Annotated in this window: 20 protein-coding genes; 12 read left to right on the forward strand and 8 right to left on the reverse strand. The window is 67.9% G+C overall.

Annotation, left to right across the window (positions count from 1 at the left end; all coding sequences use genetic code 11):
* Positions 1-41 precede the first annotated feature (41 nt).
* Complete coding sequence (locus FHT32_RS04660; RefSeq protein WP_007838397.1) at positions 42-212, reverse strand: rubredoxin; 171 nt, start codon at positions 210-212, stop codon at positions 42-44.
* Positions 213-323: 111 nt separating this feature from the next.
* Between FHT32_RS04660 and FHT32_RS04665 the strand changes: the two genes are divergently transcribed.
* From FHT32_RS04665 to FHT32_RS04675, 3 genes are all read left to right on the forward strand, one after another.
* Positions 324-1,286 (forward strand): bifunctional hydroxymethylpyrimidine kinase/phosphomethylpyrimidine kinase, encoded by a 963-nt coding sequence (locus tag FHT32_RS04665; RefSeq protein WP_176663435.1) that lies wholly within the window; start codon positions 324-326, stop codon positions 1,284-1,286.
* A gap of 96 nt (positions 1,287-1,382) precedes the next feature.
* A complete protein-coding gene (gene hemL, locus FHT32_RS04670) occupies positions 1,383-2,669 on the forward strand; it encodes a glutamate-1-semialdehyde 2,1-aminomutase (RefSeq protein WP_176663436.1) in 1,287 nt (428 codons plus the stop codon).
* Positions 2,670-2,674: 5 nt separating this feature from the next.
* Positions 2,675-3,160, forward strand: a complete 486-nt coding sequence (locus tag FHT32_RS04675; RefSeq protein ID WP_176663437.1) for a hypothetical protein — start codon at positions 2,675-2,677, stop codon at positions 3,158-3,160.
* Between the two features lie 18 nt (positions 3,161-3,178).
* On the opposite strand, the gene FHT32_RS04680 is transcribed toward FHT32_RS04675, so the two are convergent.
* The gene (locus tag FHT32_RS04680) at positions 3,179-3,622 is read right to left on the reverse strand and encodes a hypothetical protein (RefSeq protein ID WP_256098863.1); all 444 of its coding nucleotides are present in this window, start codon (positions 3,620-3,622) and stop codon (positions 3,179-3,181) included.
* Positions 3,623-3,754: 132 nt separating this feature from the next.
* Here FHT32_RS04680 and FHT32_RS04685 point away from each other — a divergent pair, with 132 nt between their 5' ends.
* Positions 3,755-4,477, forward strand: a complete 723-nt coding sequence (locus tag FHT32_RS04685) for a TetR/AcrR family transcriptional regulator (RefSeq protein WP_176663438.1) — start codon at positions 3,755-3,757, stop codon at positions 4,475-4,477.
* 50 nt (positions 4,478-4,527) lie between these two features.
* Here FHT32_RS04685 and purH read toward each other — a convergent pair whose 3' ends face one another.
* The 3 genes from purH to dusB are packed head-to-tail and all read right to left on the reverse strand — an operon-like array spanning position 4,528 to position 7,469.
* A complete protein-coding gene (gene purH, locus FHT32_RS04690) occupies positions 4,528-6,135 on the reverse strand; it encodes a bifunctional phosphoribosylaminoimidazolecarboxamide formyltransferase/IMP cyclohydrolase (RefSeq protein WP_176663439.1) in 1,608 nt (535 codons plus the stop codon).
* Between the two features lie 16 nt (positions 6,136-6,151).
* Positions 6,152-6,388, reverse strand: coding sequence for a Fis family transcriptional regulator (locus FHT32_RS04695; protein WP_093205644.1), 237 nt, complete (start codon positions 6,386-6,388; stop codon positions 6,152-6,154).
* 16 nt (positions 6,389-6,404) lie between these two features.
* A complete protein-coding gene (gene dusB / locus FHT32_RS04700) occupies positions 6,405-7,469 on the reverse strand; it encodes a tRNA dihydrouridine synthase DusB (RefSeq protein WP_176663440.1) in 1,065 nt (354 codons plus the stop codon).
* Between the two features lie 174 nt (positions 7,470-7,643).
* On the opposite strand from dusB, the gene FHT32_RS04705 reads away from it, so the two are divergent.
* Entirely contained in the window at positions 7,644-8,114 is a 471-nt protein-coding gene (locus tag FHT32_RS04705) for a YqaA family protein (RefSeq protein ID WP_176663441.1), read from the forward strand.
* 15 nt (positions 8,115-8,129) lie between these two features.
* Here FHT32_RS04705 and FHT32_RS04710 read toward each other — a convergent pair whose 3' ends face one another.
* Together FHT32_RS04710 and ychF are read right to left on the reverse strand one after the other, a co-directional pair.
* Positions 8,130-8,804: a glutathione S-transferase gene (locus FHT32_RS04710; protein ID WP_176663442.1), complete on the reverse strand. Its 675-nt coding sequence runs from the start codon at positions 8,802-8,804 to the stop codon at positions 8,130-8,132.
* A 178-nt stretch (positions 8,805-8,982) separates the two neighbouring features.
* Positions 8,983-10,074 carry a redox-regulated ATPase YchF gene (gene ychF, locus FHT32_RS04715; protein WP_176663443.1) on the reverse strand — a complete coding sequence of 364 codons (1,092 nt, stop codon included), beginning with the start codon at positions 10,072-10,074 and terminating at the stop codon, positions 8,983-8,985.
* 206 nt (positions 10,075-10,280) lie between these two features.
* On the opposite strand from ychF, the gene FHT32_RS04720 reads away from it, so the two are divergent.
* From FHT32_RS04720 to rbsD, 6 genes are read left to right on the forward strand one after another with little or no spacing between them, the layout of a single operon-like run.
* Positions 10,281-11,234, forward strand: a complete 954-nt coding sequence (locus FHT32_RS04720; RefSeq protein WP_176663444.1) for a sugar ABC transporter substrate-binding protein — start codon at positions 10,281-10,283, stop codon at positions 11,232-11,234.
* A 38-nt stretch (positions 11,235-11,272) separates the two neighbouring features.
* Complete coding sequence (locus FHT32_RS04725) at positions 11,273-12,874, forward strand: sugar ABC transporter ATP-binding protein (protein WP_176663445.1); 1,602 nt, start codon at positions 11,273-11,275, stop codon at positions 12,872-12,874.
* A complete protein-coding gene (locus FHT32_RS04730; protein WP_176663446.1) occupies positions 12,871-13,866 on the forward strand; it encodes an ABC transporter permease in 996 nt (331 codons plus the stop codon). Before FHT32_RS04725 ends, FHT32_RS04730 begins: the two co-directional genes overlap by 4 nt.
* A gap of 36 nt (positions 13,867-13,902) precedes the next feature.
* Entirely contained in the window at positions 13,903-15,018 is a 1,116-nt protein-coding gene (locus tag FHT32_RS04735) for a LacI family DNA-binding transcriptional regulator (RefSeq protein ID WP_176663447.1), read from the forward strand.
* Positions 15,015-15,980 (forward strand): ribokinase, encoded by a 966-nt coding sequence (gene rbsK / locus FHT32_RS04740; protein ID WP_176663448.1) that lies wholly within the window; start codon positions 15,015-15,017, stop codon positions 15,978-15,980. The genes FHT32_RS04735 and rbsK overlap by 4 nt, the downstream gene beginning before the upstream one ends.
* Positions 15,977-16,372 (forward strand): D-ribose pyranase, encoded by a 396-nt coding sequence (rbsD, locus tag FHT32_RS04745; RefSeq protein ID WP_176663449.1) that lies wholly within the window; start codon positions 15,977-15,979, stop codon positions 16,370-16,372. The genes rbsK and rbsD overlap by 4 nt, the downstream gene beginning before the upstream one ends.
* 22 nt (positions 16,373-16,394) lie before the next feature.
* Here rbsD and FHT32_RS04750 read toward each other — a convergent pair whose 3' ends face one another.
* The gene (locus FHT32_RS04750) at positions 16,395-17,282 is read right to left on the reverse strand and encodes an MOSC N-terminal beta barrel domain-containing protein (protein ID WP_176663450.1); all 888 of its coding nucleotides are present in this window, start codon (positions 17,280-17,282) and stop codon (positions 16,395-16,397) included.
* Between the two features lie 118 nt (positions 17,283-17,400).
* On the opposite strand from FHT32_RS04750, the gene FHT32_RS04755 reads away from it, so the two are divergent.
* Positions 17,401-18,528: an FAD-dependent monooxygenase gene (locus tag FHT32_RS04755; RefSeq protein ID WP_176663451.1), complete on the forward strand. Its 1,128-nt coding sequence runs from the start codon at positions 17,401-17,403 to the stop codon at positions 18,526-18,528.
* Positions 18,529-18,576: the final 48 nt, after the last annotated feature.

Below are 18,576 nucleotides of genomic sequence, written 5' to 3' on the forward strand. Positions count from 1 at the left end.
AACATCGACGCAGACCGCGTAGCTCTATCTATGCCATGCTTTCAGATTTCAACCATTTCGAAGTCTTCCTTGCGCGCACCGCACTCAGGACAGGTCCAGTTCATCGGCACATCGGCCCAGGCCGTGCCTGCCGCGATGCCGTCCTCCGGTACACCAACCGCTTCGTCATAGATCCACCCACAAATCAGGCACATCCAAGTTTTCGTATTCATCGGAGCTTAAAGTCCTTGTTCATTAAATGCAACGAGTGTATCTATGCGTATCTCACTGGCAGACGATAAACGTCGCGCCTATGCCACCATCCAGGGGATTCCGCACGGCGTATGACCATCTTCTTACTTCCAGCAGACAGCGCCCGCAAACCGGGCGATCTTAACGACCCCTCGCAGGACGGCGGCGAACTGGCCGAACGCGACCTGAATCCCCCCTGCGTACTGGTGTTCAACGCCAGCGATCCCAGCGGGGCGGGCGGCCTGGGGGCCGACGCCCTGGCCATGGGGTCGGTAGGCGCACACATCCTGCCGGTAGTCACGGGTGCCTATGCCCGCGACACGGCTGAGATTTTCGATCACTTCCCCTTCGACGAGGAAGCCATCGCGGAGCAGGCGCGCGCCATCCTGGAGGACGTGGAGGTGCAACTGATCAAGGTCGGCTTCGCCGGCACCACCGAGGCGCTCAGCACCATCGCGGAAACCGCCGCCGACTATCCGGAGGTGCCCGTGGTGGCCTACATGCCCAACCTTTCGTGGTGGGACGAGAACCTCATCGAGCCCTATCTGGACGCTTTTCGCGAACTCGTCCTGCCCCAGACGACAGTGTTGGTTGGAAACCACAGCACCCTGTGGCGCTGGCTGCTTCCGGACTGGAACGGCGACCGGCCGCCCGGCGCGCGCGACATCGCCAAGGCCGCCGGCGAGTTCGGCGTGGCCTACACGCTGGTCACCGGGCTGATGCTGCCGGACCAGTACATCGACAACGTGCTGGCCTCGCCGCAGACGGTGCTCGCCAGCGAGAAATACGAGCGGCTCGAGGCTGTCTTCGCCGGCGCCGGCGACACGCTCTCGGCCGCGCTGGCCGCCCTGCTCGCCAGCGGCACCGACCTGGTGGCGGCGACCACCGAAGCCCTGGCCTATATGGACCGCTGCCTCGACGCCGGCTTCCGCCCCGGCATGGGCCACGTGCTGCCCGATCGCCTGTTCTGGGCCGAACCCGAGGATGAGGAAGGCGGCGAAGACCCCGACACGCCGCCCGACTTCGCCCTCCCTCCCCACGACACCCGACACTGAAATGTTGCTCGCCCCCAGGCTGCGCGCACTTCGTGTCGCTTCGCCAACCCCTGCTAGGGGCGGGGCGGCCCCACTGAAAACCCCTGCTGAGTCCCGATGCCAAATACCGATCGCAACGACATTCTTTTCGAGCGCGCCCGCGCCGTGATTCCCGGGGGCGTCAATTCGCCCGTGCGCGCCTTCAAGGCCGTGGGCGGCACGCCCCGCTTCATCCAGCGCGCCCAGGGCGCCTATTTCTGGGACGCCAACGACAAGCGCTACATCGACTACATCGGCTCCTGGGGCCCGATGATCCTGGGCCATGGCCACCCCGCCGTGGTCGAGGCCGTGCAGAAGGCCGTGCTCGAGGGCTTCTCGTACGGCGCGCCGACCGAGCGCGAGATCGAACTGGCCGAAGCCATCCTCGCGCTGGTGCCGTCGATGGAAATGGTGCGCCTGGTCAGCTCCGGCACCGAGGCCGCCATGAGCGCGCTGCGCCTGGCGCGCGGCGCCACCGGCCGCAAGAGCATCGTCAAGTTCGAGGGCTGCTACCACGGCCACGCCGACGCGCTGCTCGTGAAGGCCGGCTCCGGCCTCGCCACCTTCGGCAACCCCACCTCCGCGGGCGTGCCGCCCGAGGTGGTGCAGCACACCATCGTGCTCGAGTACAACAACCTGCAGCAGCTGGAAGAAGCCTTCGCGCTGCACGGCAAGGACATCGCCTGCCTGATGATCGAGGCGATCGCCGGCAACATGAACTTCGTGCGCGCCACGCCCGAGTTCGCTCGCCGCTGCCGCGAGCTCTGCACGCAGCACGGCGCCCTGCTGGTCTTCGACGAGGTGATGACGGGCTTTCGCGTGGGCCTGCACGGCGCGCAGGGCGTGCTGGGCATCAAGCCCGACCTCACGGTGCTCGGCAAGGTCATCGGTGGCGGCATGCCTCTCGCGGCCTTCGGCGGGCCGCGCGCGATCATGGAGCAGCTCGCGCCGCTGGGGCCGGTCTACCAGGCCGGCACGCTGTCGGGCAATCCGGTGGCCACGGCCTGCGGACTCGCCACGCTGAAGGAGATCGCGAAGCCCGGTTTCTACGAAGCGCTGGGCAAGAAGACGCGCTCGCTCGTCGACGGGCTCAAGGCCGCTGCCGCAGCCGAAGGCCAGCCCTTCAGCGCCGACAGCGAAGGCGGCATGTTCGGCTTCTTCCTGATGAAGGAACTGCCGCAGAACTATGCCACCGTGATGACAACCGACAACGCGAAGTTCAATGCGTTGTTTCACGGTCTGCTGGATCGCGGCGTGTATATTGCGCCCGCGCTTTACGAAGCAGGCTTCGTGAGCGCGGCCCACAGCGACGAAGACATCGCCGCAACCATCGAAGCCGCACGACAAATCTTCAGGACACCCTAGCCACCATGAATCCCCTGCGCACGCTGCCGGCCCTGAGCATCGCTCTTCTCGTTCCCGGCTTCGCGGCGGCGCAGGAGTCGTCCTTCGATCCGAAGAACATCTGGATCAACCCCGGCTTCTATTCGGCCCACTTCGACAGCGGCAAGGGGCTGGAGAACGTCAACCAGGGGCTGGGCTTCGAGTACCCGCTGAACGACACCTTCCGCGTGACGGCGGGCACCTTCCGCAACAGCGACCGCCGGCAGTCGAACTACGTGGGGCTGTACGCCCTGCCCTTCGATTTCTACGGCGTGAAGTTCGGCGCGGTGGTGGGCGGTTTCGACGGCTACCCCAACTACCGCAACGGCAACTGGTTCCCGGCCATCCTTCCGGTGGCCGCCATCGAGGGCAAGAACTGGGGCCTCAACATCGCCTACGTGCCGACGATCAAGAACCGGCTGTACGGCGCCGTGACCTTCCAGCTGAAGTACCGCTTCGGCACGCACGAGTAAGCCGGACCTTCGGCTTGTCTATCGGGTCGTGACTTTCACGAGCCTGGTCACCGGCTTGCCGTCCACCAGGACAGGCCTGTGGTGGTCGTCGGCCAGCAGGATGCCGATCACGTGCTCTCCCGTCGGCGACGGGCATGGACCGAAGCGCGCCTTGATCAGCTCCCCGCCGAAATCGCTGTTCATGCTGTTGTAGGGACGGCCCGGCAGGTTGCAGCTGTCGCCTTCGGGATCGATCTTCATGTGGATGTGGCCACAACGCTTGTCGCCGCCGCATTGACCGGCGGCGAGCAGCCTGTAGTTGCTCTGCACGACCACGCCGATGGCGCGCTCGGCATCGCTGCCCAGTTGCACGACAGCCCCTTCGGGCGGCCAGACGATCTGCAATGTCGGCGCGGATTCCTGGGCCGATGCCGCGCCTGCCCAAAGGGCCGCGGCGAACAGAAAAGCAAGACGGATGCGCATGAGAACTCCAGTCGGAACGATGGATGGAAATGGTTCGGATACCGCATATGTAATCAATGCATACATCGCGGCGAGGCGCAGTCTAGCGCAAAATAAGCAGCGCTTACATCGAATGCAGCAAGCTCCGTCCCCATGGCCACCCGCACCCCCTCTCCGCCCGCTCCCGAACCCCGCGCCTATCACCACGGCAACCTGCGCGAGGCGCTGATCGAGGCGGCCGTCGAGCTGATCGAGCGCGACGGCCTCGACAAGCTCAGCGTGCGCGAAGCGGCCAAGCGCGCGGGCGTGTCGCCGGGCGCGCCGTTCCGTCATTTCGCAACCAAGACCGCGCTGCTGACGGCCGTGGCCGAGCAGGCGACGCAGCGCCTTCGCGCGCATGTGGAAGAAGCCGTGGCGGCCGCCGCCGAAGCACCACCGCTGGCGCGCTTCGGCGCCATCGGCCATGCCTACATCGAATGGGCACGCTCGAACCCGACGCACTTTCGCGTCATCAGCGAACGCTCGCTGATCGACTACGACGATTCGCCGAGCCTGCGCAGCGACAACGACACGATCCGCGCGCAAATGCGCAAGCTGTTCGACGAGGCATTCGCGCAAAGCGGCAGCACGACGAATGCCACCGATGCCGCGCACGCGCAGATCGCCGCGCGCGCACTGGTCTATGGCCTGGCACGCATGGCCGTGGACGGACACTTTCCTGAATGGAGCCTTTCGCGCCGGTCGACCGCGAAGACGATGGCGGGCACGCTGGATTTCTTCATGTCGCTGCTCGCGGGCGCAGCGGAGTCCAGTGCCGAAACGGCAGCATCACCCCAAAACAAAAAGGCCGGGTCGCGCACGCCAGCGAAGAGCTAGCGGACGGCCCGGCCGCGCCCTGGCACGGGCGCCGGTCGATCAGTGCGGGGTCAGTGACGGAAGTGCCGCACGCCCGACAGCACCATCACCACGCCGCGCTCGTCCGCAGCGTCGATGACTTCCTGGTCGCGCATCGAGCCGCCCGGCTGGATCACGCAGCTCGCGCCCGCATCGACCACCACGTCGAGGCCGTCGCGGAACGGGAAGAAAGCGTCGCTGGCCACAGCCGTGTCCTTCAGCGAGAGGCCGGCATGCTCCGCCTTGATGCTGGCGATGCGCGCCGAATCGAGGCGGCTCATCTGGCCGGCGCCCACGCCCATGGTCATGCCGTTGGCGCAGAACACGATCGCATTGCTCTTCACGTACTTGGCGACCTTCCAGGCGAACAGCAGGTCTTGCAGCTGCTGCGGCGTGGGCTGCTTCTTGCTGACCACCTTGAGGTCGCTGGCGGCGAGCTCGTGGTTGTCGGCCGTCTGGATCAGCAGGCCCGAGCCGACGCGCTTGACGTCCATGGCATTGCGGCCGTTGTCCCAGTCGGTGGCACCACCCTTGGGCAGCGCGATCTCGAGCACGCGCACGTTCAGCTTGGCCTTGGTGGCCTGGAACACCTCGAGCGCCTCGGGCGTGTAGCCGGGCGCCATCAGCACCTCGACGAACTGCTTGGCGATCTCCTGCGCGGTCGCGCCGTCCACCGGACGGTTGAAGGCGATGATGCCGCCGAAGGCCGAGGTCGGGTCGGTCTTGAAGGCCTTGGAATAGGCCTCGGCCGCGTCCTTGCCGATGGCCACGCCGCAGGGGTTGGCGTGCTTCACGATCACGCAGGCGGGCACGTCGAAGCTCTTCACGCATTCCCATGCCGCGTCGGCGTCGGCGATGTTGTTGTAGCTCAGTTCCTTGCCCTGCAGCTGCTTCGCCGAAACGAGCGAGCCGGGCGCCGGATGCAGGTCGCGGTAGAACGCGGCCTGCTGGTGCGGGTTCTCGCCGTAGCGCAGGTCCTGCACCTTCACGAAGCGGCCGTTGCTCTGCGCCGGGAACAGCGAGCGCTTGGGCGCGGGCTGGCCGATGCTGGCGTCGAAGTCGATGGCCGAGAGGTAGTCGCTGATCGCGCCGTCGTAGTCGGCGATGCGGTTGAACGCGGCCACCGAGAACGCGAACTTGGTCTTGTCGCTGAGCTTGCCGTTCGCCTTAAGTTCGGCCAGCGCCACCGCGTACTGCGACGAGTCGGTGAGCACGCCCACGTCCTTCCAGTTCTTGGCCGCGCTGCGCACCATGGCCGGACCGCCGATGTCGATGTTCTCGATCGCGTCTTCCAGCGTGCAGCCGGGCTTGGCCACCGTGGCCTCGAACGGGTACAGGTTGACCACCAGCAGGTCGATGGTGTCGATGCCGTGTTCCTTGATGGCGGCCACGTGCGCGGGCAGGTCGCGGCGCGCGAGCAGGCCGCCGTGGATCTTCGGATGCAGCGTCTTCACGCGGCCGTCGAGCATTTCGGGAAAGCCGGTGTGGTCGGCCACCTCGGTGACGGGCAGGCCGGCATCGGCCAGCAGCTTGGCGGTGCCGCCGGTGGACAGCAGCTTGATGCCCAGCGCATGCAGCGCCTGGGCGAATTCGAGGATGCCGGTCTTGTCGGAAACGGAGATGAGTGCAGTCTGGGCCATTGGATATGCCGTGGAGTTATTTCAAAAGTTTGTGCTCGACCAATTTCTTGCGGAGCGTGTTGCGATTCAGGCCCAGCCATTGCGCGGCCTTCGACTGGTTGCCCTCGGCGCGCGTCATCACGACATCGAGCAGGGGTTTCTCGACCACGCGCACGAGCATGTCGTACATGCCGTCGGGTTCGGTGCCGCGCAGATCGCGAAAGTAGCTGTCCAGACTGGTGCGCACGCAGTCCTCGATGTGTTTCTTGCTCATTGCTTCTTCTCTTTTTTCAATCGACGGCGCAGGCCGTCTCCTCTTCACCTGGCAACGCCTCTTCGTCCACCAGGTGCTGCACGGGCATGCGGTCCATGCGGTCCGCGAGCCCGTCGAAATAGTCGCCGACCGCGCGCAGCTGCTCGGCACAGTCCTCGATGATGTTCATGCGTGCGCGGAACGCTTCGCCGTCGGGCAGCGTGCGCACGTACCAGCCGATGTGCTTGCGCGCCGTGCGCACACCGCTGTAGTCGCCGTAGAGCGCATAGTGCTCCACCAGGTGGTCGAGCAGCAAGCGGCGCACCTCCGCCACCAGCGGCGGCGCGCGGTGGGTGCCGGTTTCCAGGAAGTGCGCGATCTCGCGGAAGATCCACGGGCGGCCCTGCGCGGCGCGGCCGACCATCACGGCGTCGGCGCCGGTGGCCGCGAGCACGTCGCGCGCCTTCTCGGGCGAGCGGATGTCGCCGTTGGCCACCACCGGGATGCGCACCGCTGCCTTCACGGCGGCGATGGTGTCGTACTCTGCGAAGCCCTTGTAGCCCTGCTCGCGCGTGCGTCCGTGAACGGTGAGCATCTGCACGCCGGCCGATTCGAAGTCGCGCGCCAGCTTCACCGCGTTGCGGTGCTCCTGGCTCCAGCCGGTGCGCATCTTGAGCGTGACCGGCACGCCGAAGGGCTGCGCGGCATCGACCACGGCCTGCACGATCTCCAGCGCCAGCGGCTCGTCGCGCATGAGCGCCGAACCCGCCCACTTGTTGCAGACCTTCTTGGCCGGGCAGCCCATGTTGATGTCGATGATCTGCGCGCCGCGCTCGATGTTGTAGACCGCGGCCTCGGCCATCATGGCCGCGTCGGTGCCGGCGATCTGCACCGCAATGGGGCCCGGCTCGCCGTCGTGGTTGGCACGGCGCGACGTCTTGAGCGAACCCCAGAGCTCCTTGCGCGAGGTGACCATCTCGCTGACCGCGTAGCCCGCGCCGAGCGCGCGGCACAGCATGCGGAAAGGCCGGTCCGTCACGCCGGCCATGGGCGCGACGAACAGGCGGTTTTCCAGCGTGTGGTTGCCGATCTGCAAGGTCATTTGGAAGGGGGAGCTGCGCGTTCGGCTGCTGAAAAATGAGGCACGATTGTAGCCACGCCGCATTTCAGCGACTGAAACGATTTGCGCCTCGGTACCCCGTACAAATACCGGTGCGCGCCGGGGCTTTCTCCCACGCGTCGGCGGTGTCCGCGCTGCCTATACTGCGCCGACCCTATGCAAGCCTGGCTCGACTCTCTCCTTGCGCTGCTGGCGCTGCCGCAGTACGGACTCTCCACGCTCTTCGTGGCGGCCTTCGTCTCGGCGACGCTTCTGCCGGTGGGCTCCGAGCCATTTCTCTTCGGCCTGCTCAAGCTCAATCCCGACATGTTCTGGCCCGCCATCGCAGTGGCGACCGTGGGCAACACGCTGGGCGGCGCGGTCGACTGGTGGATGGGCTACGGCGCGCACAAGGTCGCCGACAAATACTCGCACTCGAAACATCATGTGCGCGTTCTGGGCTGGCTCGAGAAACTCGGCCCCAAGGCCTGCCTGCTGAGCTGGCTGCCGCTGGTGGGCGATCCGCTGTGCGCGGTGGCGGGCTGGCTCAAGCTGCCGTTCTGGCCCTGCGTGGCCTACATGGCGATCGGGAAGTTCCTGCGCTACATCACGATGACGGTCGCGCTGCTGCACGTGTTTCCATCCTGAAGCCGCCGCCGCGGCTCAGTTCAGCAAGGCGTAAGGCCCGCCGCGCTCCAGCGCTCGCTTGTAGGCGGGACGCGCATGGATGCGCTCCAGGTACGCCATCAGCTTCGGCCTCTTCGCATCGAGCCCGCCGCGCGCCCGCGCGGCCTCGACCACGAAGCTCATCTGGATGTCCGCGCCGGTGAACGCGTCGCCCGCGAACCACTCGCTCCTGCCGAGCTCGGCCTCCATGTAGTTCAGGTGGCTCGCGATGTTCGGATTGATGAACGCCGACTTCGTCTTCGCCGCGATCGCCTTGGCCACCGGCCTCGCGAAGAAAGGCATCTTGCCGGTCTCGATACGGTCGAAGATCAGCTTCAGCAGCAGCGGAGACATGGCCGTGCCTTCCGCGAAATGCAGCCAGTAGCGATAGCGCACCGCCTCCGCAGAGCCCGCGGCGGGCGCAAGCCGGCCATTGCCGTAGCGCTCGATCACCGTCTCGATGATCGCACCCGACTCCGCGAGCGTCAGTCCGTCATCCGTCGTGACGACCGGCGACTTTCCCAGCGGATGAACGGCCCGCAGCGAAGCGGGCGCCAACATGGTCTGCGGATCGCGCTGGTAGTGCACGATCTCGTAGGGCAGCTCCAGCTCCTCGAGCAGCCAGAGAACGCGCTGCGAGCGGGAGTTGTTGAGGTGGTGGACGGTGAGCATGGGGCTGGCCTTGGGAGGAGAGAAAGGGCGCGCGGAGTCTATCCAACAACGCCCTCGAAAACCCAAGGAGCCTTTTCGCGAAACACCGAGGAACCGGCTTTGCCGGGCCTCAGGTGTTGCCCCCGGAAGGGGGTTGGCGCAGCGACACGAAGTGCGCGCAGCCTGGGGGTGAGCCTTGTTATGAGCTGAACAGGAAGTTCATCACGTCGCCATCCTTCACGACGTATTCCTTGCCTTCCGAACGCATCTTCCCCGCGTCCTTCGCGCCCTGCTCGCCCTTGAAGGCGATGTAGTCCTCGAACGCGATGGTCTGGGCGCGGATGTAGCCCTTCTCGAAGTCGCCGTGGATCACGCCGGCGGCCTGCGGGCCGGTGTCGCCGATGTGGATGGTCCAGGCGCGCACTTCCTTCACGCCGGCGGTGAAGTAGGTCTGCAGGCCCAGCAGCTTGAAGGCCGCGCGGATCAGGCGGTTCAGGCCCGGCTCTTCCTGGCCGATCTCGGCGAGGAACATCTTCTTGTCCTCGTCGTCCATCTCGGCCAGGTCGGCTTCGATCTTGGCGCAGATGGCGACCACGGGCGCGTTCTGCTTGGCGGCGTATTCGCGCAGGCGGTCGAGGTAGGAGTTGTTCTCGAAGCCGTCTTCCGCCACGTTGCCCACGAACATCGCGGGCTTGGCGGTGATCAGCGTGAAGCTCTTGACCAGCGGCTGCTCTTCCTTGGTGAACTCGAGCGCGCGCACCGGCGTGTTCTCGTTCAGCGCGGCCTGGCAGCGCTCGAGCAGGCCGACGAGCTTCTGCGCGTCCTTGTCGCCCGAACGAGCCACCTTGGTGTGGCGGTGCAGCGCCTTCTCGACCGTGGCGAGGTCGGCCAGGCAGAGTTCGGTCTGGATCACCTCGATGTCGGAGATCGGGTCGACCTTGCCGGCCACGTGCACCACGTTCTCGTCGTCGAAGCAGCGCACCACGTTCACGGTGGCGTCGGTCTCGCGGATGTGGGCCAGGAACTTGTTGCCCAGGCCTTCGCCGGTGCTGGCGCCGGCCACCAGGCCGGCGATGTCGACGAACTCGACGATGGCGGGCACCACGCGCTCGGGCTTGACGATCTCGGCGAGCTGGTCGAGGCGGGGGTCGGGCACTTCCACCACGCCCACGTTGGGCTCGATGGTGCAGAAGGGATAGTTTTCCGCCGCGATGCCGGCCTTGGTCAGCGCATTGAAAAGGGTGGATTTACCGACGTTGGGCAGGCCGACGATGCCGCATTGCAAACTCATGGGAGGTCCTCTTGGGTAACCCGCAATTTTAGGCGAGCATGTCCGGATGCCCATCCGACAGGTCTTCGAGCCGCCGCGAGCCGTCTTTCGCGATCAGGGTTAGCACCGATTCGCAAACGTTTGCGCAAACGTTTCCCTCAGTTAACATCGGCGCCCCGGCCAAGACCGGCGCACCGTTCCGATCAACCATCCCAGGAGACATCCACATGAAGTTCACCCGCCGTACCCTGCAAAGCGCTGCCGCCCTGACGCTGCTGGGCGCCTTGGCCGGAACGTCCGCATTCGCGCAGGACAAGCCGAAGGTCGCACTGGTCATGAAGTCGCTGGCCAACGAATTCTTCCGCACCATGGAAGACGGCGCCAAGGCGCACCAGAAGGCCAACGCCTCCAAGTACACGCTGGTGGCCAACGGCATCAAGGACGAGACCGACACCGCCGCGCAGATCAAGATGGTCGAGCAGATGGTGGCACAGAAGATCAACGCGCTGGTCATCGCGCCGGCCGATTCGAAGGCCCTCGTGCCCGCGATCAAGGCGGCCATCGACAAGGGCATCCTGGTGGTCAACATCGACAACCAGCTCGACGCCGCCGCGCTCAAGGAAAAGGGCATCCAGGTTCCGTTCGTGGGCCCCGACAACCGCGCCGGCGCCAAGCTGGTGGGCGATGCGCTCGCCAAGGAGCTGAAGTCGGGCGACAAGGTCGGCATCATCGAAGGCGTGTCGACCACCTTCAATGCGCAGCAGCGCACGCTGGGCTACCAGGACGCGATGAAGGCCGCCGGCGTGACGGTGGTGGGCGTGCAGTCGGGCCAGTGGGAAATCGACAAGGGCAACACCGTGGCCGCCGGCATGATGCGCGAGCATCCCGACCTGAAGGCGCTGCTCGCGGGCAACGACAGCATGGCGCTGGGCGCCGTGGCCGCCGTCAAGGCCGCCGGCAAGACCGGCAAGGTGCTGGTGGTCGGCTACGACAACATCGGCGCCATCAAGCCGATGCTGAAGGACGGCCGCGTGCTCGCCACCGCCGACCAGTTCGCCGCCAAGCAGGCGGTGTTCGGCATCGAGACCGCGCTGAAGGCCTTGGCCGAAAACAAGAAGCAGGCCGACATGCCAGTCGAAGTGAAGACCGACGTGGTCCTGGTCACCAAAGACTCCAAGTAAGAAACCGGAAAGAGCAGACGTTGACAGCATCCGCCGCCATGAATCTCACAACGGCCCTGCCCGTGCTCTCCCTGAGCGCCATGGGCAAGGACTACGCGGCGCCGGTGCTGGACGACGTCTCGCTCGTGCTCAACCCCGGCGAAGTGCTGGCCCTCACGGGCGAGAACGGCGCCGGCAAGAGCACGCTGTCGAAGATCGTCTGCGGCCTGGTGCAGCCCACGCGCGGCCAGATGCTGCTCGACGGCAAGCCCTTCGCGCCTGCCTCGCGCCGCGACGCCGAACGCCTGGGCGTGCGCATGGTCATGCAGGAGCTCGGCCTCGTCACCACGCTGTCGGTGGCCGAGAACCTGCTGCTCGACCGCCTGCCCAACAAGACAGGCTGGATACGCAAGGCCAAGCTGCATGAGCTGGCCGCCCGCCAGCTCGCCAAGATCGGCATGCAGAACATCGATCCGGCCACGCCGGTGGCGCGGCTGGGCATCGGCCAGCAGCAGATGGTGGAGATCGCGCGCAACCTGCAGGACGACACGCGCGTGCTGGTGCTCGACGAGCCCACCGCCATGCTCACCCCGCGCGAAACCTCGCACCTCTTCGAGCAGATCGACCTGCTGAAGGCTCGCGGCGTGGCCATCGTCTACGTGTCGCACCGCCTGGAAGAACTGCAGCGCATCGCCGACCGCGTGGCGGTGCTGCGCGACGGCCGGCTGGTGGACGTGCGCGCCATGGCCGGCGTGCGCGAATCCGAGCTGGTGCAGCGCATGGTCGGCCGCGCGGTGCACGAGCACGAAGGGCGCGACCGCCGCGTTGCCGGCCCGGTGCTGCTGAGCGCGCGCGGCATCGGCCGGGCGCAGGTCGTTCGCGACGTCGACATCGACCTGCGCGCGGGCGAAGTCATGGGCCTGGCCGGCCTGGTCGGCTCGGGCCGGACCGAACTGGTGCGGCTGCTGTTCGGCGCCGATCGCGCCGATCGCGGCGAGATCACCCTTTATGAAAACAACCAGCCCGTGCAGCAGGCGCGCAAGGGCTGGCGCTCGCCGATGCAGGCCATCCGCGCCGGCATCGGCCTGGTCACCGAAGACCGCAAGTCGCAGGGCCTGCTGCTGCCGCAGTCGATCCGCGTCAACGCCACGCTGAGCGACCTGGGCGCGATCTCGCACGCCGGCTGGCTGCAGCGCGCCAGGGAGCGCGGCATCGCGCGCAAGCTGGTGGAGCTGCTGCGCATCCGCTCGCGCAGCATCGAGCAGCCGGTGGCCACGCTCAGCGGCGGCAACCAGCAGAAGGTGGTGTTCGCGCGCTGGCTGCACCGCGAATGCAAGGTGCTGCTGCTGGACGAACCCACGCGCGGCGTGGACGTGGGCGCGCGCGCCGACCTCTACGCCGAGCTCGACCGCATGACCGACGCCGGCAAGGCGCTGCTGATGGTCTCGAGCGACCTGCGCGAACTCATGGCCATGTGCGACCGCATCGGCGTGATGAGCGCCGGCCGACTCGTTGCCGTGTTCGAGCGCGGCGAGTGGACCGAACAATCGCTGCTGGCCGCAGCATTCAGCGACGCGACAGGACGCGCCGCCAACCCGCCGACGGTATCCGCCATTTCCGCCGTTCCCGCCCAGTCCCCGGTCACCGCCGACACACCATGAACGCTGCCGCCTCCCCAACCACCACTCCGAAGCCCGCGCCTTCCGCGCTCAAGGGCCAGCTCGGCACCTACCTGGGCCTGACGGTCGTGCTCGTGGGCATGATCGCCCTCTTCGGCTCGCTCAGCGAATACTTCCTGACGCGCGAGACCTTCGTCTCCATCGCCAACGAAATCCCGGCGCTGGCCGTGATGGCGGTCGGCATGACCTTCGTGCTGATCATCGCGGGCATCGACCTGTCGGTGGGCTCGGTGCTGGCGCTCAGCGCCGCCGTCACCGCCGCCGCCATCCTCGAATGGAAGCTCTCGGTGCCGCTGGCCGCCGCGCTCGGCCTGGCCACGGGCCTGGTCTGCGGTACGGTCACGGGCGCGGTGTCGGTGGCCTGGCGGCTGCCGAGCTTCATCGTGTCGCTGGGCATGCTGGAGGCGGTGCGCGGCGGCGCCTACCTCGTGACCGATTCGCGCACGCAGTACGTGGGCGACGCCATCTCGGGCCTGGCCGCGCCGTGGATCGGCGGCATCTCCGCCGCCTTCGTGCTGGCGGTGGTGCTGGTGGTCATCGGGCAGCTGGTGCTCACGCGCACCGTGTTCGGCCGCCACGTGGTGGGCATCGGCACCAACGAGGAGGCGATGCGCCTGGCGGGCGTCGATCCGCGGCCCATCCGCATCATCGTGTTCGCGGTCACCGGGCTGCTGGCCGGCCTCGCGGGCCTGATGCAGTCGGCCCGCCTCGAAGCCGCCGACCCGAACGCGGGCGTGGGCATCGAGCTGCAGGTGATCGCGGCCGTGGTCATCGGCGGCACCAGCCTGATGGGCGGGCGCGGCTCGGTCGTCAACACCTTCTTCGGCGTGCTGATCATCGCGGTGCTCGAAGCCGGCCTCGCGCAGGTGGGCGCCAGCGAACCGAGCAAGCGGATCATCACCGGCGCGGTGATCGTGGTGGCGGTCATCATCGACACCCTGCGCCAGCGCCGCGCGGAACGCCGCCTGGCCTGATCGGGCCCGGACCACACAGGAACAGGAAGAAAAACCATGGCCACCATCAAGGACGTCGCACTGAAGGCCGAGGTGTCGGTCACCACCGTCTCGCACGTGGTCAACGACACGCGCCACGTGAGCGCCAAGGTGCGCGAGCGGGTGGAGCTTGCCATCCGCGAGCTCGGCTACGTGCCCAACGCGATGGCGCGCAGCCTGAAGAGCAACACCACCTCGACGCTGGGAATGCTGATTCCCAACAGCTCGAACCCCTACTTCGCCGAGATCGTGCGCACCGTGGAAGACCGCTGCTTCGGCGCCGGCTACACGCTGGTGCTGTGCAACACCGACGACGAGCCCCGCCGCCAGAGCGTGTACCTGCAGGTGCTGGCCGAGCGCCGCATCGACGGCCTGATCGTGGTGTCGACCGGCGAGGGCGACGACGAGGCACTGGCGAAGCAGCTGCACGGCCTGCGCATGCCGGCCGTGCTGGTCGACCGCGAGATCGCCGACCCGGCCTGCGACCTGGTGGAAACCGCGCACATGCAGGGCGGCCTGCTCGCGGTGCGGCACCTGCTGTCCCTGGGCCACAGGCGCATCGCCTGCATCGGCGGGCCGGCGGGCGTGATGCCGAGCGAGCAGCGCATCGAAGGCTGGCGCATCGCGCTGGTCGAGGCCGGCGCCACGCCCAGCCTCGCCAACGGCGATTCGCTGCTGTGGCGCGGCGGCTTCACCAGCCAGGGCGGCTACGAGGCGATGCACGCCATCCTGCGCACCGAGCAGAAGCCCTCGGCCGTGTTCGTCTGCAACGACCTGATGGCCATCGGCGCACTGCGCGCGGCGCATGAAAGCGGCGTGCGCGTGCCCGACGAGCTCTCGATCGTCGGCTTCGACGACATCGAACTCTCGGCCTACACCAGCCCCCCGCTCACCACCGTGGCGCAGCCCAAGGAGCGCATCGGCGCTATGGCGGTCGACATGCTGCTCGAGCGCATCGGCGGCAAGCGCCGCGACGCGCGCAAGGTGGTGCTGCAGCCCGAACTGCGCGTGCGCGCATCGACCGCGCGGCATGCGAGCTTCCGCGAGCCCGCCGCGCCTGCCGCCGCCGGGGCCGCCGCATCCACCACAACCGAAACGCCTTCCACGCCAACCCGAAAGTCCCGCACCCCGTGAGCCTGAAGCCTTCATCCAGCAGCCCAGCCCCGGCGCCGCGCATCGTGGTGCTCGGCAGCCTCAACATGGACCTGGTGCTGCGCGTGCCGCATGCGCCGGCTGCAGGCGAAACCCTGCTGGGCCACTCGATCGCCACCATTCCCGGCGGCAAGGGCGCCAACCAGGCCGTGAGCTGCGCGCGCGAAGGTGGCCACGTGCAGATGATCGGCTGCGTCGGCGACGACGCGCACGGCGCGGCCCTGCGCGATTCGCTGCGGCGCGACGGCATCGACACCACCGCCCTGCGCACCGTGGCGGGCGAGCCCACGGGCACGGCGCTGATCGTGGTGGAAGACAGCGGCCAGAACCGCATCGTGATCATCCCGGGCGCCAACGCCAGGCTGGAGGCCGATGAAGCCGCGCTGAGGCAGCAGGTGCAAGGCGCCGCCTTCCTGGTGACGCAGTTCGAGACGCCGCTGGAACAGGTCGCGCGCGCCATTGCCGTGGCGCATGAAGCGGGCTGCAAGGTGCTGCTGAACCCTTCGCCCGTGCAGGCCATCGCCGAACCGCTGTGGCCGAAGATCGACACGCTGGTGGTCAACGAGATCGAGGCGCAGACGCTGTGCGGCCAGTCCGCCGACAGCCCGCAGGAAGCCGCGCAGGCCGGCCGGGCGCTGCGCGCCAGGGGCATCGCGCGCGTGGTCGTCACGCTGGGCTCGCGCGGCGCGGTGGCCATCGATGCGGACGGCGCACGCCATCACCCCGCGCCGCAGGTGCAGGCGGTCGACACCACGGCCGCCGGCGACACCTTCCTGGGCGCGCTCGCCGTCGCGCTGGGCGAGGGCCAGTCCTTCGACGAGGCCGTGCGCCTGGGCATCCGCGCCGCGGCGCTGTGCATCCAGCAGCCCGGCGCCCAGCCCTCCATTCCGCAGCGCGACGCCGTGCTGCGCAGCCCCATGCCCCCCGACTGGATCAAGCTTTGAAACGCACCGCCCTGCTGCACGCCGAACTCTCCCACGTGATCGCCTCGCTGGGCCACGGCGACATGCTCGTGCTCGGCGACGCCGGCCTGCCCATTCCCGACGGCCCGCGCCGCATCGATCTCGCGGTGGCCCGCGGCGTGCCGACGCTCGACGAGGTGCTGCAGGCCGTGCTGTCGGAGATGCATGTGGAAGGCATCGTGATCGCCGAAGAGGCCTTAGCCAGCAACGAAAAGAAGCTGCCGGGCTGGTACCCGCAGTCGCTGGGCATCAAGCCCCAGACCGTGTCGCACGAGGAATTCAAGCGCCGCACGGCCAAGGCCCGCGCCATGGTGCGCACGGGCGAATGCACGCCTTACGCGAACATCATCCTGACCGCTGGAGTGAAGTTCTGAGGCGCCGCCCGGGCGCCGTCATTCATTCGAACTTGTAGTTCGCGCCCACCACCTGACCCACCTTGAGCGTGTGCTCCACGCCCTGGATCACGATGCAGTTCATGCCGAAGGTGATGCCGCCGTCCACGCGCGCGTCGGCACGGTAGGTGCGCAGCGTGTTGCCGACTTCGGGGCTGCTCAGCGCGGTGGCCGGGTCGATGTCGGGGATCGGGCAGCGCGTGCAGGGCTTGACGGGGCGCAGTTCGGCCTCGCCCTCGCCGGTGGTGATGTGCAGCGCCTCGACGCGGTCCTCGTCGTGCGACTCGATGCCCGCGAGCACGATGTTCGGGCGGAAGCGCTCGATGCCCACGGGCCCGTGGCCCTGCGCCGCGAGGCGGTCGTTGAGCTCGGCCAGCGAGCCTTCGCTGGCCACCAGCAGCGCGTAGCCGTCGGCGAACTGGGTCTGCGCCTCGACGCCGTCGGTCCACTTCATGCTCGACAGGCGCCTGTGCTCGGGGTCGAAGCGCACGAGGCGCAGGGTCTGCGGCCTGCCGGGCTCGGAGAGGAAGTCGCTGAACCACTGCGCGGCGATGTCGCCCATGTCGTAGGCGGCCACCTCGTCCTTCCACACGCGCACCCGCACCGGCTTCTCGACCCGGTCGAAGGCCAGGTGCAGCGCCAGCATGCCGGGCGCGCGCAGAACCACTTCGGTGTGCTTCATCTGCGGCTTGATCAGCGCCATGCGCGGCAGCTGCCGCTGGGTGACGAACTCGCCCTGCGCGTCGACCACCATCCAGGCGCGATCGAACTCCAGCCCCGTCTCGGTCAGCAGCATTTCGGGGAGCTCGACGCCGGCGCAGGACTTCACTGGGTAGACGAACAGGCGCGAGATGGTGGCCTGGAGATCGAAGGCGGGCTGGGAAGCGGACACGGTGGGGTTTCCTTGGAATTCGGCCGCGATTGTCCCGTATCGCAGCGGCGGCAAGACCTTGGGCCACCGGGAAAAGACCCCGGGTCCGCGCCGGACGGGCAACTCCTACAATCCTTCGATGGCTCTCCCCCCCGAAGTTTGCATTCGCGGCGCCGGCATCGTCGGCCGTACGCTGGCCCTGCTGCTCGCCCGCGAGCGGGTGCGCGTCGCGCTGGTGGTGCCGCCGGCCGCGCAGGGCAAGGAAGACATCCGCGCCTATGCGCTCAATACCGCCTCGCGCGCGCTGCTCGAATCGCTGCGCGCCTGGCCCGACGCGGCCCACGCCACGGCCGTTCGCGAAATGCTGGTGCATGGCGACGAGGGCGGCCGGGTGCAGTTCAGCGCCGCGCGCCAGAAGGTCGATGCGCTGGCCTGGATCGTCGACGTGCCCGCACTTGAAAAGCAGCTCGCCGACGCGGTGCGCTTCCAGCCCCAGATCGAAGTGGTGAACGAGCCCGTGGCCGCACCGCTGACGGTGGTGTGCGAAGGCAAGTCCAGCGCCACGCGCGAAGCGCTCGGCGTGAGCTACGAGATCACGCGCTATCCGCAGCACGCGATCGCGGCGCGGCTCGAAGCCGCTCAGTCGCACGACGGCATCGCGCGCCAGTGGTTCAACGACAAGGGCGAGGTGCTCGCGCTGCTGCCGCTGGACGGCACGCACGGCAAGACGCTCGCGCTGGTGTGGTCGGCCGACCAGCTGCGCGCGCCCGAGCTTCTCGCGCAGGGCGACGAAGAGTTCGCCGCCGCGGTCACCGAGGCCAGCCACAACGCGCTCGGCGCGCTCAAGCTCACCAGCGAGCGCGCCGCCTGGCCGCTGGCCCGCGCCATCGCCGACCGCTGGACCGGCGCCATGCCCGGGCAGCCGGGTCGCTCCTGGGCGCTGGCGGGCGATGCGGCCCACACGGTGCACCCGCTCGCCGGCCAGGGCCTGAACCTGGGCCTGGCCGACGCCGCCGAACTGGCCGACGTGATCAAGAACCGCGACTACTGGCGCAGCGTGGGCGACGCGCGCCTGCTGCGCCGCTACGAGCGCGCGCGCCGCGCCGACGTGCTGCAGATGAGCCTGGCGACCGACGGGCTGCAGCAGCTGTTCGCGCACAACCTGGGCCCGCTGCAGGCACTGCGCAACTGGGGCATGCGCGGCTTCGACCGCACGCGCCTCGTCAAGCACTGGATCACCGCGCAAGCCATGGGCCTGAAGGCCTGAGGCCCATCTCTCAGACGAACTCCGACCGAATTCCGACCGAACCAACGG

Source organism: Variovorax sp. SG517, from assembly GCF_013376045.1.
In the GTDB taxonomy this organism is placed as follows: domain Bacteria; phylum Pseudomonadota; class Gammaproteobacteria; order Burkholderiales; family Burkholderiaceae_C; genus Variovorax.

What these genes read in the sequence shown, in the direction of transcription:
- FHT32_RS04660 (WP_007838397.1), bottom strand. Translation starts at nt 212, where the DNA reads ATGAATACGAAAACTTGGATGTGCCTGATTTGTGGGTGGATCTATGAC.
- FHT32_RS04665 (WP_176663435.1), top strand. Translation starts at nt 324, where the DNA reads ATGACCATCTTCTTACTTCCAGCAGACAGCGCCCGCAAACCGGGCGAT.
- hemL (WP_176663436.1), top strand. Translation starts at nt 1,383, where the DNA reads ATGCCAAATACCGATCGCAACGACATTCTTTTCGAGCGCGCCCGCGCC.
- FHT32_RS04675 (WP_176663437.1), top strand. Translation starts at nt 2,675, where the DNA reads ATGAATCCCCTGCGCACGCTGCCGGCCCTGAGCATCGCTCTTCTCGTT.
- FHT32_RS04680 (WP_256098863.1), bottom strand. Translation starts at nt 3,622, where the DNA reads ATGCGCATCCGTCTTGCTTTTCTGTTCGCCGCGGCCCTTTGGGCAGGC.
- FHT32_RS04685 (WP_176663438.1), top strand. Translation starts at nt 3,755, where the DNA reads ATGGCCACCCGCACCCCCTCTCCGCCCGCTCCCGAACCCCGCGCCTAT.
- purH (WP_176663439.1), bottom strand. Translation starts at nt 6,135, where the DNA reads ATGGCCCAGACTGCACTCATCTCCGTTTCCGACAAGACCGGCATCCTC.
- FHT32_RS04695 (WP_093205644.1), bottom strand. Translation starts at nt 6,388, where the DNA reads ATGAGCAAGAAACACATCGAGGACTGCGTGCGCACCAGTCTGGACAGC.
- dusB (WP_176663440.1), bottom strand. Translation starts at nt 7,469, where the DNA reads ATGACCTTGCAGATCGGCAACCACACGCTGGAAAACCGCCTGTTCGTC.
- FHT32_RS04705 (WP_176663441.1), top strand. Translation starts at nt 7,644, where the DNA reads ATGCAAGCCTGGCTCGACTCTCTCCTTGCGCTGCTGGCGCTGCCGCAG.
- FHT32_RS04710 (WP_176663442.1), bottom strand. Translation starts at nt 8,804, where the DNA reads ATGCTCACCGTCCACCACCTCAACAACTCCCGCTCGCAGCGCGTTCTC.
- ychF (WP_176663443.1), bottom strand. Translation starts at nt 10,074, where the DNA reads ATGAGTTTGCAATGCGGCATCGTCGGCCTGCCCAACGTCGGTAAATCC.
- FHT32_RS04720 (WP_176663444.1), top strand. Translation starts at nt 10,281, where the DNA reads ATGAAGTTCACCCGCCGTACCCTGCAAAGCGCTGCCGCCCTGACGCTG.
- FHT32_RS04725 (WP_176663445.1), top strand. Translation starts at nt 11,273, where the DNA reads ATGAATCTCACAACGGCCCTGCCCGTGCTCTCCCTGAGCGCCATGGGC.
- FHT32_RS04730 (WP_176663446.1), top strand. Translation starts at nt 12,871, where the DNA reads ATGAACGCTGCCGCCTCCCCAACCACCACTCCGAAGCCCGCGCCTTCC.
- FHT32_RS04735 (WP_176663447.1), top strand. Translation starts at nt 13,903, where the DNA reads ATGGCCACCATCAAGGACGTCGCACTGAAGGCCGAGGTGTCGGTCACC.
- FHT32_RS04755 (WP_176663451.1), top strand. Translation starts at nt 17,401, where the DNA reads ATGGCTCTCCCCCCCGAAGTTTGCATTCGCGGCGCCGGCATCGTCGGC.